Origin of the sequence: Streptomyces sp. AM6-12 (genome assembly GCF_044327085.1) — a bacterium.
In the GTDB taxonomy this organism is placed as follows: domain Bacteria; phylum Actinomycetota; class Actinomycetes; order Streptomycetales; family Streptomycetaceae; genus Streptomyces.
Genome location: NZ_JBIQWN010000001.1, coordinates 5,415,902 through 5,430,201 on the forward strand (window position 1 = coordinate 5,415,902; position 14,300 = coordinate 5,430,201).

The window sequence follows — 14,300 nt, forward strand, 5'->3', positions numbered from 1 at the left end:
GGGGAACCGCGCACGGCAAGAGTTGCGAGCCGCACGCATCAAGAGGGCCCGCCCTCCGCATCGGAGAGCGGGCCCTTCGCGCAAGTAGCTACCGGCGCTTACGCCTTGCGCAGCCGGAACACCAGGCTGAGCCCCTCGTCGGTGAAGGCATCGCCGTAGCTGTCGTCGGCCTCGCCCTGGGCGAAGTCCGTCGCCAGAACCTCCTCCGCGATCAGCCCGGCGTGTTCGGTCAGCGCCGCGATCACCGCCGGGTCCGAGGACGTCCAGCGCAGCGCGATCCGGTCCGCCACATCCAGGCCGCTGTTCTTGCGCGCCTCCTGGATCAGCCGGATCGCGTCACGCGCGAGCCCCGCCTGCCGCAGCTCCTCCGTGATCTCCAGGTCCAGCGCCACCGTCGCACCGGAGTCGGACGCCACCGACCAGCCCTCGCGCGGCGTCTCGGTGATGATCACCTCGTCCGGCGCCAGTGTGATCGTCTCACCATCGACCTGAACCGACGCCGTGCCCTGCCGCAGCGCCAGCGACAGCGCGGCGGCATCGGCGGCCGCGATCGCCTTGGCCACGTCCTGCACCCGCTTGCCGAACCGCTTGCCCAGCGCACGGAAGTTGGCCTTGGCGGTGGTGTCCACCAGGGAGCCGCCGACCTCGGACAGCGACGCCAGCGAGGAGACGTTCAGCTCCTCCGTGATCTGCGCGTGCAGTTCGCCCTCCAGGGTCTCGAAACCGCTTGCCGCGATCAGCGCACGGGACAGCGGCTGACGCGTCTTGACGCCCGACTCGGCGCGCGTGGCCCGGCCCAGCTCCACGAGCCGGCGCACCAGCACCATCTGCTTCGACAGCTCCGGGTCGATCGAACCGAGGTCCGGCTCCGGCCACGACGTCAGGTGCACCGACTCCGGCGCGCCCGGCGTGACCGGCACGATCAGGTCCTGCCACACCCGCTCGGTGATGAACGGCGTGATCGGGGCCATCAGCCGGGTGACCGTCTCCAGCACCTCGTGCAGCGTGCGCAGCGCGGCCTTGTCGCCCTGCCAGAAGCGGCGGCGCGAACGGCGGACGTACCAGTTGGACAGGTCGTCGACGAACGCGGACAGCAGCTTGCCGGCGCGCTGGGTGTCGTACCCCTCCAGCGCCTGCGTCACCTGGTCGGCGAGCGCGTGCAGTTCGGACAGCAGCCAGCGGTCCAGCAGCGGGCGCTCGGCCGGGGCCGGGTCGGCCGCGCTCGGCGCCCAGTCCGAGGTGCGCGCGTACAGCGCCTGGAAGGCGACCGTGTTCCAGTACGTCAGCAGCGTCTTGCGGACGACCTCCTGGATGGTGCCGTGGCCCACCCGGCGGGCCGCCCAGGGGGAGCCGCCCGCCGCCATGAACCAGCGCACCGCGTCCGCGCCGTGCTGGTCCATCAGCGGGATCGGCTGGAGGATGTTGCCCAGGTGCTTGGACATCTTGCGGCCGTCCTCGGCCAGGATGTGGCCGAGGCACACGACGTTCTCGTACGACGACTTGTCGAACACCAGGGTGCCGACGGCCATCAGCGTGTAGAACCAGCCGCGGGTCTGGTCGATCGCCTCGGAGATGAACTGGGCCGGGTAGCGGCTCTCGAACAGCTCCTTGTTCTTGTACGGGTAGCCCCACTGCGCGAACGGCATCGAACCGGAGTCGTACCAGGCGTCGATGACCTCCGGCACGCGCGCGGCCGTCCTGCCGCAGCCCTCGTGCGGGCAGGCGAAGGTGACCGCGTCGATGTACGGGCGGTGCGGGTCGAGGTCCGACTGGTCGGTGCCGGACAGCTCGGACAGCTCCGCGCGGGAGCCGACGCAGGTGAGGTGGTCGTCCTCGCAGCGCCAGATCGGCAGCGGGGTGCCCCAGTAGCGGTTGCGGGACAGCGCCCAGTCGATGTTGTTGTTCAGCCAGTCGCCGAAGCGGCCGTGCTTGACCGTCTCCGGGAACCAGTTGGTCTTCTCGTTCTCCTGGATCAGACGGTCCTTGATGGCCGTCGTCCGGATGTACCAGGAGGGCTGCGCGTAGTAGAGCAGCGCGGTGTGGCAGCGCCAGCAGTGCGGGTAGCTGTGCTCGTACGGCAGGTGCCGGAACAGCAGGCCGCGCTGCTTGAGGTCCTCGGTGAGCTGTTCGTCGGCCTTCTTGAAGAAGACGCCGCCGACCAGCGGCACGTCCTCCTCGAAGGTGCCGTCGGGGCGCACCGGGTTGACGACGGGCAGTCCGTAGGAGCGGCAGACCTTGAGGTCGTCCTCGCCGAAGGCGGGGGACTGGTGGACCAGGCCGGTGCCGTCCTCGGTGGTCACGTAGTCGGCGTTGACCACGTAGTGGGCCGGCTCCGGGAACTCGACCAGCTCGAAGGGGCGCTGGTAGGTCCAGCGCTCCATCTCGGCGCCGGTGAAGGTCTGCCCGGTGGGCTCCCAGCCCTCGCCGAGCGCCTTGGCGAGCAGCGGCTCGGCGACGACGACCTTCTCCTCGTCGTTCGCGGCGACGACGTAGGTGACTTCCGGGTGGGCGGCGACCGCCGTGTTGGAGACCAGGGTCCAGGGGGTCGTCGTCCACACCAGGAGCGCGGCCTCGCCGGCGAGCGGGCCGGAGGTGAGCGGGAAGCGGACGTACACCGAGGGGTCGACGACCGTCTCGTAGCCCTGCGCCAGCTCGTGGTCGGACAGGCCGGTGCCGCAGCGCGGGCACCAGGGGGCGACGCGGTGGTCCTGGACCAGCAGGCCCTTGCCGAAGATCTCCTTCAGCGACCACCAGACCGACTCCACGTACTCCGGATCCATGGTCCGGTAGGCGTCGTCCAGGTCGACCCAGTAGCCCATGCGGGTCGTCAGCTCGGCGAAGGCGTCGGTGTGCCGGGTCACGGACGCGCGGCACTTGTCGTTGAACTCCGCGATGCCGTACGCCTCGATGTCCTGCTTGCCGGAGAAGCCCAGCTCCTTCTCCACGGCCAGCTCCACGGGCAGGCCGTGGCAGTCCCAGCCGGCCTTGCGGGCCACGTGATAGCCGCGCATGGTGCGGAAGCGCGGGAAGACGTCCTTGAAGACGCGCGCCTCGATGTGGTGGGCGCCGGGCATGCCGTTGGCGGTGGGCGGCCCCTCGTAGAACACCCATTCGGGGCGGCCCTCGGACTGCTCCAGGGTCTTGGCGAAGATCTTCTGCTCACGCCAGAAGTCGAGCACGGCGTGCTCAAGCGCGGGCAGGTCGACCTGTGCGGGCACCTGGCGGTACGTCGGCGCTGTCATCTGCGAGCATCCTCCAACGGACTTGCTGCCTTCCGTCGGAGGGACGAGAGCTTCGATTCCTACGCCGTGTGCGGCGCGCTCCCGCGGTACCACCCTCCTTGGCCCGCCGCGGCCCCGGCCGCGGGTGAGCCCCCTCATTGGGTTCGCGAAACCGGTTCTACTGGCCTGGCCCTGCGGCTGCGGCTTTCTTCCGGCGGCTCCGGGGTGATCTTCACGTCGCGCTCGCCCCCGGGCTTCCACCGTCCCCGGGTCGCTCTGGGCTGCGTACGCCGCTACTCGTCCCCATCCACGCTTCTCGCTGCGCCCAGTGTACGGCGCCCCGCGGACAGCGGCCGACCGCTTTTCGGGGCGGTGGCCGCGATGGGCCCGGCGGGGGTGCCGGGTGCCCCGAATGGCGAGGGCGGCCGGGGTGATGCCCGGCGCGGCGGATTACCCCGCGGGGAGCGGGGCACAACGGATGCAGGCCCGTCGCGCGGGGGTGCGGGCGGGCGAATCGGGCGGTGTGCCCCGTTGCCGCGGGAGGCAAGTCGATTTATCGTCCCAGCACGATTCGCGAGCAACATCACCCTATGTGAAGGGGCCGCGGCCATGGTGCCGAGAAAGAGCGCGAAGAAGGCCGTGGCCGGGAAGACGGATACCGAGACAACCGCTGCCGACAAGGCCGCTGCCAGGACGGCGGCGGTGCGGAAGGGCGCGGCCGAGGAGGGGGAAGGGAAGGCGGTGGCCACCGAGGCCGCGGCCGGGAAGGGAGCCGCCGTGAAGCCGGTCCTGGAGCAGACGGGCGGGGCCGAGGAGGCCGCCGCCCACCCGGTGGCGAGGAAGACGGCCGCCAAGAAGACGCCGGCGAAGAAGGCGGCGGCAGGGAAGGCTAAGGCGGCCGACGAGGCTACGGCGGCCGAGAAGACCGCGGCGGCGGAGAAGACCGCGGAGGCCGGGAAGACCACCGTGGCCGGGAAGACCACGGCGGCCGCCCGGAAGTCCTCAGCGGCCGGGAAGACGCGGCCCAGGAAGGCTGCGGCGAAGAAGCCGGCCGCCAAGAAGACCGCGGCCGGGGACTCGGCGGCCGGGGAGGCGACGGACAGGGAAGAGGCGGCTGAGGAGGCGACGGCCGAGGGAGCGGCTACCAAGGCAACGGCGGCCAGGGGTGGCGCCGCGGCGGGGACCTCCGCCAGGAAGGCCGCGAAGACCGCGGCCCACAAGGCGGAGCCGGAGGACAAGAGCACGGCCAAGAAGGCGGGCGCGGCGCGGGCCGCGAAGCAGACGGGAGCCACCAAGGTGGTTGCGAAGAAGACTCCTGGCACGGTCACGGCGGAGGACACCGCCGTTCCCAAGGCGCGCCTCGCCGCGGCGGAGCCCGGCGAGCTGGCGGTGCGCCCCGGCGAGGACCCCTGGACCTCGCAGGAGGTCGCCGAGGCGCGCGCGGAGCTCCAGTCCGAGATGGAGCGGCTGCGGCGGGAGATCAGCTCGTCCGAGGAGTCCCTCGTCGGCCTGATGCGCGACTCCGGGGACGGCGCGGGCGACGACCAGGCCGACACCGGGACCAAGAACATCACCCGCGAGCACGAGCTGGCGCTGGCCGCCAACGCCCGCGAGATGCTCACCCAGACCGAGCGCGCGATCGAGCGGCTGGACGCGGGCACCTACGGTCTGTGCGAGAACTGCGGCAACCCCATCGGCAAGGCCCGGATGCAGGCCTTCCCGCGGGCCACCCTGTGCGTGGAGTGCAAGCAGAAGCAGGAACGCCGCTCCTGAGCGTGTGGGGCCGCCGGAGCGTGCCGTAGTCTCGTCCTCAGTCAGGTACCTAGGTCGAGGGACGCACGTGGCAGAGGCGGAGCGCATCATCAATACGCCGGACACCCCGGAGGACGGCGCACATCAGGCCCCGGAGCAGGCCCCGGAGCAGTCGGCGGCACAGGCGCCGCAGCGGACCGGCCGTGGCCGCCGTATCGCCGTGCTGTTCGCCGTGGCCGCGTTCGCCTACGCGCTCGACCTGATCAGCAAGACGCTGGTGGTGGCCAAGCTGGAGGGCCACGCGCCGATCAAGCTCGTCGGGGACCTGCTGGAACTGAACGCCATCCGCAATCCGGGCGCCGCCTTCGGCTTCGGCGCTGCCTTCACCGTGATCTTCACGGTGATCGCGGCCGCGGTGATCGTGGTGATCATGCGCCTGGCCCGCAAGCTCTACAGCTTCCCCTGGGCCATCGCGCTCGGCCTGCTGCTCGGCGGCGCGCTCGGCAACCTCACCGACCGGATCTTCCGCGCGCCGGGGGTCTTCGAGGGCCAGGTCGTGGACTTCATCGCGCCCAAGGGCTTCGCGATCTTCAACCTCGCCGACTCGGCGATCGTGTGCGGTGGCATCCTGATCGTGCTGCTGTCCTTCCGCGGCCTGGACCCGGACGGCACGGTCCACAAGGACTGACGGCACGGCCCCCGGCGGACCGGCCGGGGCCGGTTTTCCACAGGCTCGGTCGGGGGCGCCCCGCCGGTCCGGCATACTCGACGGGTGAGCACGATTCCCGAGATCCGTACCCTGCCCGTGCCCGACGGCCTGGAGGGCGAGCGCGTCGACGCCGCCATCTCCCGCATGTTCGGCTTCTCCCGCACGAAGGCGGCCGAGCTGGCCGCGTCCGGCAAGGTGCAGGTCGACGGCGCGGTCGTCGGCAAGTCCGAGCGGGTGCGCGGCGGCGCCTGGCTGGAGGTCGAGATGCCGGGGGCGCCCGCGCCGGTGCAGGTGGTCGCGGAGCCCGTCGAGGGCATGGAGATCGTGCACGACGACGATGACGTGGTCGTGATCGTCAAGCCGGTCGGCGTGGCCGCGCACCCCTCTCCGGGCTGGACCGGACCGACCGTCATCGGCGGTCTCGCCGCCGCCGGGTACCGGATCTCCACCTCCGGCGCCGCCGAGCGCCAGGGCATCGTGCACCGCCTGGACGTGGGCACCTCCGGCCTGATGGTGGTCGCCAAGTCGGAGTACGCGTACACCTCGCTCAAGCGCCAGTTCAAGGAGCGCACGGTCGACAAGCGCTACCACACCCTGGTCCAGGGCCACCCGGACCCGACGAGCGGCACCATCGACGCCCCGATCGGCCGCCACCCCAGCCATGACTACAAGTGGGCGGTCACCGCCGACGGCAAGCCCTCGGTGACGCATTACGACCTCATCGAGGCCTTCCGCGCCGCTTCCCTACTGGACGTGAAGCTGGAGACCGGCCGCACCCACCAGATCCGCGTCCACATGGCCGCCCACCGCCACCCGTGCGTCGGCGACCTCACCTATGGCGCCGATCCCACCCTGGCCAAGCGGCTGCGCATCACCCGCCAGTGGCTGCACGCCGTGCGCCTCGGCTTCGAGCATCCGGGTGACGGCCGCTGGGTGGAGTTCGCCTCCGACTACCCCGAGGACCTCCAGCAGGCCCTCGACCAGGTCCGCGAGGAGACCTACGGATGACCCGCACCGTCCGCGTCGCCGAGGGCCCCGCCGACCTGGAGGCGTGCTTCGCGGTCCGCAAGGAGGTCTTCGTCCGCGAACAGGGCGTGGACGAGACCATCGAGTACGACGCGTACGACGCCGTCGCCGTGCATGTGCTGGCCCTGGGCGCGGACGGTGCCCCGCTGGGCACCGGTCGGCTGCTGACCGGCGAGGCGGCCGTCGCCAAGACCGGCGCGGACGCCTCCGTCGGCTCCCTCGGACGGCTCGCCGTCTCCCGTGAGGCGCGCGGGCTCGGCATCGGCGCCGCCCTGGTACGGGCCATCGAGGACGCGGCCCGCGCGCGGGGCCTGACCGCGGTGGACCTGCACGCGCAGACGCGGGCGCTGGGCTTCTACGAGCGGCTCGGCTACGCCGCCTACGGACCGGAGTTCCCGGACGCCGGCATACCCCACCGGGCGATGCGCCGCGCCCTGTGACGGCCGGTCCGTGACAGCCGCCATGTACGGCCGGTCTGTGACAGCCGTCCTGTGACGGTCGACCTGTGGCGGCCGGCGAACGAGCCGGTGAACCGGGTGCGGCGGCACCCCCGAGGCGATGCGCACAGACGGCCGGGTGCCGGGCGGCATGGCAGGCTTGAAGCCTCGCCCGCCCTGTCGACCCCGGAGCGCCGGCCTTGGATCAGTTGGCTCTGTTGTTCGCCCTGCTGCTCGGGGCCCTGGTGAGCGTCCCGGTGGGCGACCGCCTCGGGGTGCCGGCCCCGGTGCTGATGACGCTGTTCGGCGGGGTCCTCGCGGTGGCCGACTTCGTGCCCAACGTGAACATCCCGCCCGAGCTGATCCTGCCGGGGCTGCTCCCGCCGCTGCTGTACGCGGCCGTACGGCGCACCTCCTGGCGGCAGTTCGCGACCAACCGGCGCCCGATCCTGACCCTGGCCGTCGCCCTGGTGTTCGTGACCATGGTGTGCGTCGCCGTCGTGGCCCACGCGATCGTGCCCGGCCTCTCGATCGCCGCCGCCGTGGCGCTGGGCGCCCTGATCGCCCCGCCCGATCCGGTCGCCGCGACCAGCGTCGCCGGACAACTCGGGTTGCCGCGCCGCCTGGTGTCGATCCTGGAGGGCGAGGGGCTGTTCAACGACGTCACGGCCATCGTGCTCTACCACGTGGCCATCGCCGCCGCGGTGAGCGGCATGTTCTCGCCCTGGCGGGCCGGTCTGGCGCTGGTGCTGTCCGCCGTGGTCGCGGTGGCCGTGGGGCTGCTGCTCGGCTGGGGCGCGAACCGGGTGATGGACCTGCTGGGGGACCCGACGCTCCAGATCGGCCTGACCCTGCTGGTGCCGTACGCCTCCTATGTGCTCGCGGAGAAGCTCCAGGGCTCCGGTGTGCTCGCCGTGCTCACCACGGCCCTCTACCTCTCCGAGTACGCCACCGGCGCCGACGACGTGATGACCCGGCTGGCCGGACACACCTTCTGGGACATCATCGACACCCTCGTCACGGGCGTCGCCTTCGGGCTGATCGGCCTGGAACTGCACAACGCCATCCGCACGGCCAGCGGACGGTGGGGTGAACTGCTCGGCTGGGCGGCTGCCGTCGCCGGCGTGGTGATCGTCGTACGACTGCTGTGGCTGCTGCCGGCGACCTGGCTGACCAAACGGCTGCACGCCCGGCGCGACGTGGACGAGGAGATCCCGGCGAGCTGGCGGGAGACGGTCGTGATGTGGTGGTCCGGGATGCGCGGGGTGGCCTCGGTCGCGCTGGCGCTGGCCATCCCGCTGAAGACCGACGCCGGGGGCCCCTTCCCGGACCGGGACGAGATCGTCTTCATCGCCTTCGGGGTGATCGTCGCCACCCTGGTGCTCCAGGGGCTGACCCTGCCGTGGCTGGTCAGGCGGCTGCGGGTGCGGGCCGATGCCGAGCGGGAGAAGGAGTACGAGAAGGAGCTCGCGGTGCGCGCGGCGAAGGCGGCCAAGCGGCGGCTGCGGGAGATCGAGCAGGTGGAGGAGCTGCCCGAGGAACTGTCCGAGCAGATGCTGCGCCAAGCCTTCGACATCGGCATCCGGATCAGCCCCGACATGGGCGAGGAGGAGCGCCGCGAGGCACAGCACCAGCGGGCCAAGCGGCTGAAGCGGATCCGGCGCATCCAGGGCGAGATGCTCAGCGCGGCCCGGCACGAGGTGCTCGCCGCGCGCAGCGAACCGGGGATGGACCCGGAGATCGTGGACCGGGTCCTGCGCCACCTCGATGTGCGCAGCCTGCGCTAGGTGTGCGTGCTGTCCGGGCAGGCTGGTGACGCGGCTGGCCGTGTATTTCCGGTCATATAAATATGGGGAGGCTGTGGATAAGCGGAAGCCGTCCGCCGGGGACTTCTACTCTCGGATCATGACTCGCAACATCGTGATCAGTGGTGGCGGCACGGGCATCGGCCTCGCGACGGCACGGGCCTTCGCCGCGGACGGGGACCGGGTGCTGCTCCTCGGGCGGCGCGCGGAGGTGCTGGAGAAGGCCGGGGTGCCGGGGGCGGTCACCCACGCGGCCGACCTCACCGAGCCCGCCGACGTGCGGGAGGTCGCCCGCCTCGTGGCCCGTGAGTTCGGCACCGTCGACGTGCTCGTGCACAGTGCCGGGGGCTCCGGCGGCCTGGAGGCCCCGGCCGGGAGCGAGGACCCCCTGGACCGGGTGGCCCATGCCTGGACCACCGCCTTCAGACTCAACACCCTGACCGCGGCGCTGCTCACCGAGGCCCTTCAGGAGCGGCTCGCCGAGCCCGGCGGGCGGGTGCTCTTTCTCAGCTCCATCGCCGCCTACCGGGGCTCGGGCACCGGCGCCTACGCGGCCTCCAAGGCCGCGCTGCATCCGTACGCCCATGATCTGGCCCGCCGGCTGGGCCACCGGGGCATCACGGTGAACGTGGTGGCGCCCGGCTACGTCGAGGACACCGGCTTCTTCGGCGACGGCCTGCCCGAGGAGCGGCGCGCACAGCTCATCGCCGAGACCTCCACCGGCCGGCCCGGCGAACCGGGCGATGTGGCCGCCACCCTGCACTGGCTGGCCTCGCCCGCCGCCGGGCACATCACCTCCCAGATCATCCAGGTCAACGGAGGCGCGGAACGCGGACTCTGAGCGGAACCGGCCCGGCCGGCGGCCCCGCCCCGCTCAGCCCCGGCCGGTGCGCGGGAACTCGTACGCCTTGCGCAGGGAGTGGCGGTCCGGGGAGGGGATGCGGTAGGGCGGCAGCACCGCGTCCGCGGTGTTGACGCGGGGCAGCGCGTAGGGGTGCTCCGCGGACAGCCAGCTGATCATCTGCTCGCGGACCGTGACCCGCACCGTCCATATGTCGTCGGCGTCCTTCGCGGTCACCAGCGCGCGCACCTCGATGGTGTTGGGGGTGGAGTCGGTGACCACCAGGTTGGAGGCGCGGCCGTCCCAGGCCGGGCACTGGCGCAGGATGTCGCGCAGCTTCTCGCGCATCGCCTCCAGCGGAGCGCTGTGGTCGAGCTGCCAGAACACTATCCCGGTCATCTGCGGGGTGCCCCGCGACCAGTTCTCGAAGGGTTTGGAGGTGAAGTACGACACCGGCATGGTGATCCGGCGCTCGTCCCAGGTCCGTACCGTCAGGAAGGTCAGGGTGATCTCCTCGATCGTGCCCCACTCGCCGTCCACGACGACCGTGTCGCCGATGCGGACCATGTCCCCGAAGGCGATCTGGAGCCCGGCGAACAGGTTCGACAGCGTCGACTGCGCGGCGACGCCGGCCACGATGCCGAGGACACCGGCCGAGGCCAGCAGGGAGGCGCCCGCCGCGCGCATCGCCGGGAAGGTCAGCAGCATCGCGGCCACCGCGACCACCCCGACGATCGCCGCGACCACCCGCATGATCAGCGTGACCTGGGTGCGCACCCGGCGCACCCGCGCCGCGTCGTGATGGGCGCGCGCGTAGCGGCTGTACGTGGTCTCCACCACGGCCCCCGCGATCCGGATCACCAGCCAGGCCGCGGCCCCGATCAGCACCAGGGTCAGGGTCCGCCCGATGCCGACCCGGTGCTCCTCCAGCAGCTCCGCCTGGTCGTAGGAGCCTCGGAGCAGGGCGGCGCACAGAACGAGCTGGTACGGGACGCGGGCACGCCGCAGCCGACCCCACAGGGGGGTCTCGGGGTGGCGTTCGTCCGCCTTGCGCAGCAGTACGTCCGTGGCCCAGCCGATGAGGACGGTCAGGAACACGGACGCGCCGACCACGACGACAGGTCGCAGTACGGTCTCCATGCCTTGGAACGTAACCGGCTACGGCGATCGTGAACCTGTGACTTGTCCCGCTCCGGGGCCGGGCGCCCGCGGCTGGCACCATGGGCTCATGAACATCATGCTCTTTCACTCGTCCTACGGGCTCCGGCCCGCGGTGCGCGATGCCGCCGACCGGCTGCGCACGGCCGGTCACGAGGTGTGGACGCCGGACCTCTTCGAGGGCCGGACTTTCGACACCGTCGAGGAGGGCATGGAGTTCGGTGACGGAATCGGCAAGGACGAGCTGCTGAAGCGGGCCGTGCTGGCGGCGGCGCCGTACTCGGAGCGGGGACTGGTCTACGCCGGGTTCTCGCTCGGCGCCTCCGTGGCGCAGACCCTGGCGCTCGGCGACGACAAGGCGCGCGGGCTGCTGCTTGTGCACGGCACCTCGGACATCGCCCCGAACGCGTACGTGGACGAGCTGCCGGTGCAGCTGCACGTGGCCGAGCCGGACCCGTTCGAGACGGACGACTGGCTCAGCGCCTGGTACCTGCGGATGGGCCGGGCGGGCGCCGACGTGGAGGTCTACCGGTACGCCGGGGCCGGGCACCTGTACACCGATCCCGGCCTGCCGGACTACGACGCACAGGCCGCCGAGGCGACCTGGCGCGTGGCGCTCGGGTTCCTCGACGGCCTGCGGAGCGCCTAGGCTCCGCGACTCCGGCAAGATCCGGGAGAGGCCCTATACCGGGTCGTAGGTCCGCTCGACCTTCTGGGTTCCGGTGCGGGTGCGGTACGAGCGCTCCCAGGTGGCGGTGGCGTTCGGGTCAGTGCGGTCGGACAGGACGTAGTAGTCCATCTGGGCGCGGTCGGCGGTGATGTCGAGGACGCCGAAGCCGTGCCGGTCGGTGTCCACCCAGTGCACGTGCCGGTTGGCGGCCTCGATGAGCGGCGCGGCGACCGTGGAGACCACGCCCTCGGGGACCTTGACGATGTCGTCGAGGTTGTCGGAGGTCACCGAGGTGATGACGAACTCGGTGGCGGCCGACTCCGACAGCGGGTAGGTGCCCGCGTCCACCGGCACGTCGTTGGCCCAGGACATGTGGATGTCGCCGGTCAGGAAGACGGTGTTGCCGATGTTGTTCGACGTCAGGTGGTCGAGGAGTTCCCGGCGGTCGTGGGTGTAGCCGTCCCACTGGTCGGTGTTGACGCCTATGCCGCCCTGCGGCAGGTCGAGCAGCTGGGCGAGCGGCCTGAGCAGGTCGGCGGTGAGCGAGCCGATGACGAACGGCGCGATCATCACCGAGTTGCCGACCAGACGCCACGTGGTGTCGGACGCCTTCAGGCCCGCCTTCAGCCAGTCGAGCTGGGCCCGGCCGGTGATGGTGCGGTTCGCGTCGTCCACCGAGCCGCTGGTGCCGGACACCTGCTGGGAGCGGAAGGAACGCAGGTCCAGCAGGGACAGGTCGGCGAGCTTGCCGAAGCGCAGCCGCCGGTAGGTGGTGCCCTCGATCGCCGGGCGCACCGGCATCCACTCGAAGTAGGCCTGCTTGGCGGCGGCCTTGCGGGCGGTCCAGGTGCCCTCGGCGCCCTCGGTGTGGTTGACCGCGCCGCCCGACCACGCGTTGTCGGCGAACTCGTGGTCGTCCCAGATCGCGATGACCGGCGCTTTCAGGTGCAGGGCCTGGAGGTCGGGGTCGGTCTTGTACTTGCCGTGCCGGGTGCGGTAGTCGGCGAGCGTGATGATCTCGTTGGTGGGGGCGTGCTGCCGGATCACCTTGCCGCGGGCCGCGTACTCGCCGGACTTGTACTCGTAGATGTAGTCGCCGAGGTGCAGCCAGGCGTCGAGGTCGTTGCGCGTGGCGAGGTGGCGGTACGAGGAGAAGTAACCCGCCTCCCAGTTGGCGCAGGTGACCACGCCGAAACGGAGCCCGGCGACGTCCGCGGTGGCGGCCGGGGCGGTGCGGGTGCGGGCGACGGGGGAGTCGGTGCCGCCGCAGGAGAAACGGAACCAGTAGTCGGTGGCCGGCCGGAGGCCGCGGATGTCGGCCTTCACGGTGTGGTCCGAGGCGGCCGTCGCGGTGGCGGAGCCCCGGCTGACGACCTGGGTGAGCGCCTTGTCGGTGGCGACGACCCAACTGACCACGGTGTCCGGGCCGATGCCCGAGCCGGGGGTGGCGTCCGGGGTCGGGGTGATGCGGGTCCACAGCAGGATGCCGTCGGGCAGCGGGTCGCCGGAGGCCACGCCGTGCAGGAAGGCGGGTGCCTGGGCGGCGGCGCGGGCCGGCAGGGCGGCGGCGAGCGGCCCGGCCAGCACGGCGGTCGCCGCCGCGGCCTTGACGACCGTACGGCGGCTGGGGGGAAGGGAGTCGGGGCCCTTGGAGGCCGACAGTGAACTGTTTTGACTGGTCACGGCCAATGAGGTTACCCGCCGGTATAACCAAAAGGGCGGACGAACAGGGAATGTTCGCCCGCCCTTCACCGAGCCGTCGGTTTCCGAAAGGGTGCCGGCACCCCGGAGTTCGACGGCCCGGAGGGAGCCGTCAGCTCTTGAGGGCCGCGTCGATGATCTTGTTGAAGTCGGCCACCGTCGTGATCATGTTGCCGCCGTTGAGCTGCTTGCCGTTCATGACGAAGCCCGGAGTGCCCGTCACGCCGTCCTTGTTGTCGTCGAACTGCTTCGACATGGCCATCGCCCAGGCGTCGTAGGTGCCCTTCTTGACGGCGTTCTGGAACGTGGTGTTGTTCTTCAGCGCCGGGACGGTGTCGGCGATCTTGATGAGGTAGCTGTCGTCCTTGAACTTGTCGTCGTTCTCGTCCGGGTGCCACTTCGTGGAGTACAGCGCGGACTTGTAGTCCAGGAACGCCTCGGGGCTGACGTTCAGCGCGGCGCCGAGCGCGCTCAGCGCGTTCTTGGAGCCTTCGCCGTTGTCGTGGGCGTCCAGGAAGGTGGCGCCCACGTACTGGTACTTGAACTTGCCGTCCTCGATGTCCTTGTGCAGCGTCGGGCCGACCGTCTGCTCGAACTGGGCGCACACGGGGCAGCGCGGGTCCTCGTACATCTTGAGGGTCTTCTTGGCGCTCGCCTTGCCGATGACGACCGTGGTGCCGTTGGTGCCCTCGGTGTGGGCGGGCGCGACGACCTTGGCCGTCTTCATCTTCTCCCAGTGGCTGGGCTTGTTCGCCTGGATGACGAGGTAGCTGACGCCGAACACGACGCCCAGCGCGACAACGAGGCCGCCGGCCACGAGCGCCTGCCGCCTGGCCTTGGCGCGCTTGGCCTGGCGCTCGCGCTCCTGGCGCAGCCGCTCCCGGGCCGCCGTCTTCGCCGCCTGGCTGTTCCGCTTGCTCATGTGGGTGTTCTCCCTGGGGGGTCGCGCACCTGACGTGCGCGGGATACGGGTGGGGTGC

General features: G+C 71.3%; 11 protein-coding genes. 7 read left to right on the forward strand and 4 right to left on the reverse strand.

Annotated features, from left to right (window positions below; all coding sequences use genetic code 11):
• Positions 1-98: 98 nt before the first annotated feature.
• Positions 99-3,242, reverse strand: coding sequence for an isoleucine--tRNA ligase (ileS, locus tag ACE4Q9_RS24625; RefSeq protein WP_397986407.1), 3,144 nt, complete (start codon positions 3,240-3,242; stop codon positions 99-101).
• Between the two features lie 588 nt (positions 3,243-3,830).
• On the opposite strand from ileS, the gene ACE4Q9_RS24630 reads away from it, so the two are divergent.
• From ACE4Q9_RS24630 to ACE4Q9_RS24655, 6 genes are all read left to right on the forward strand, one after another.
• Positions 3,831-4,994, forward strand: a complete 1,164-nt coding sequence (locus ACE4Q9_RS24630) for a TraR/DksA family transcriptional regulator (RefSeq protein ID WP_397986408.1) — start codon at positions 3,831-3,833, stop codon at positions 4,992-4,994.
• A 67-nt stretch (positions 4,995-5,061) separates the two neighbouring features.
• Positions 5,062-5,661: a signal peptidase II gene (gene lspA / locus ACE4Q9_RS24635; protein WP_397986409.1), complete on the forward strand. Its 600-nt coding sequence runs from the start codon at positions 5,062-5,064 to the stop codon at positions 5,659-5,661.
• 84 nt (positions 5,662-5,745) lie between these two features.
• Entirely contained in the window at positions 5,746-6,690 is a 945-nt protein-coding gene (locus tag ACE4Q9_RS24640) for an RluA family pseudouridine synthase (RefSeq protein ID WP_397986410.1), read from the forward strand.
• A complete protein-coding gene (locus ACE4Q9_RS24645) occupies positions 6,687-7,148 on the forward strand; it encodes a GNAT family N-acetyltransferase (RefSeq protein ID WP_397986411.1) in 462 nt (153 codons plus the stop codon). The genes ACE4Q9_RS24640 and ACE4Q9_RS24645 overlap by 4 nt, the downstream gene beginning before the upstream one ends.
• Before the next feature lie 197 nt (positions 7,149-7,345).
• Positions 7,346-8,932, forward strand: coding sequence for a Na+/H+ antiporter (locus ACE4Q9_RS24650; protein WP_397986412.1), 1,587 nt, complete (start codon positions 7,346-7,348; stop codon positions 8,930-8,932).
• Positions 8,933-9,050: 118 nt separating this feature from the next.
• The gene (locus tag ACE4Q9_RS24655; RefSeq protein ID WP_397986413.1) at positions 9,051-9,791 is read left to right on the forward strand and encodes an SDR family NAD(P)-dependent oxidoreductase; all 741 of its coding nucleotides are present in this window, start codon (positions 9,051-9,053) and stop codon (positions 9,789-9,791) included.
• 33 nt (positions 9,792-9,824) lie between these two features.
• On the opposite strand, the gene ACE4Q9_RS24660 is transcribed toward ACE4Q9_RS24655, so the two are convergent.
• Positions 9,825-10,931, reverse strand: a complete 1,107-nt coding sequence (locus ACE4Q9_RS24660) for a mechanosensitive ion channel family protein (RefSeq protein ID WP_397986414.1) — start codon at positions 10,929-10,931, stop codon at positions 9,825-9,827.
• 88 nt (positions 10,932-11,019) lie between these two features.
• On the opposite strand from ACE4Q9_RS24660, the gene ACE4Q9_RS24665 reads away from it, so the two are divergent.
• Positions 11,020-11,598 carry a dienelactone hydrolase family protein gene (locus ACE4Q9_RS24665; protein WP_397986415.1) on the forward strand — a complete coding sequence of 193 codons (579 nt, stop codon included), beginning with the start codon at positions 11,020-11,022 and terminating at the stop codon, positions 11,596-11,598.
• A 33-nt stretch (positions 11,599-11,631) separates the two neighbouring features.
• On the opposite strand, the gene ACE4Q9_RS24670 is transcribed toward ACE4Q9_RS24665, so the two are convergent.
• Together ACE4Q9_RS24670 and ACE4Q9_RS24675 are read right to left on the reverse strand one after the other, a co-directional pair.
• Positions 11,632-13,302: an alkaline phosphatase D family protein gene (locus ACE4Q9_RS24670; protein WP_397986416.1), complete on the reverse strand. Its 1,671-nt coding sequence runs from the start codon at positions 13,300-13,302 to the stop codon at positions 11,632-11,634.
• Positions 13,303-13,432: 130 nt separating this feature from the next.
• Complete coding sequence (locus tag ACE4Q9_RS24675; RefSeq protein WP_397986417.1) at positions 13,433-14,242, reverse strand: DsbA family protein; 810 nt, start codon at positions 14,240-14,242, stop codon at positions 13,433-13,435.
• Positions 14,243-14,300: the final 58 nt, after the last annotated feature.

Coding starts and splice junctions, on each gene's coding strand:
- ileS (WP_397986407.1), bottom strand. CDS start 3,242: ATGACAGCGCCGACGTACCGCCAGGTGCCCGCACAGGTCGACCTGCCC.
- ACE4Q9_RS24630 (WP_397986408.1), top strand. CDS start 3,831: ATGGTGCCGAGAAAGAGCGCGAAGAAGGCCGTGGCCGGGAAGACGGAT.
- ACE4Q9_RS24645 (WP_397986411.1), top strand. CDS start 6,687: ATGACCCGCACCGTCCGCGTCGCCGAGGGCCCCGCCGACCTGGAGGCG.
- ACE4Q9_RS24655 (WP_397986413.1), top strand. CDS start 9,051: ATGACTCGCAACATCGTGATCAGTGGTGGCGGCACGGGCATCGGCCTC.
- ACE4Q9_RS24660 (WP_397986414.1), bottom strand. CDS start 10,931: ATGGAGACCGTACTGCGACCTGTCGTCGTGGTCGGCGCGTCCGTGTTC.
- ACE4Q9_RS24665 (WP_397986415.1), top strand. CDS start 11,020: ATGAACATCATGCTCTTTCACTCGTCCTACGGGCTCCGGCCCGCGGTG.
- ACE4Q9_RS24675 (WP_397986417.1), bottom strand. CDS start 14,242: ATGAGCAAGCGGAACAGCCAGGCGGCGAAGACGGCGGCCCGGGAGCGG.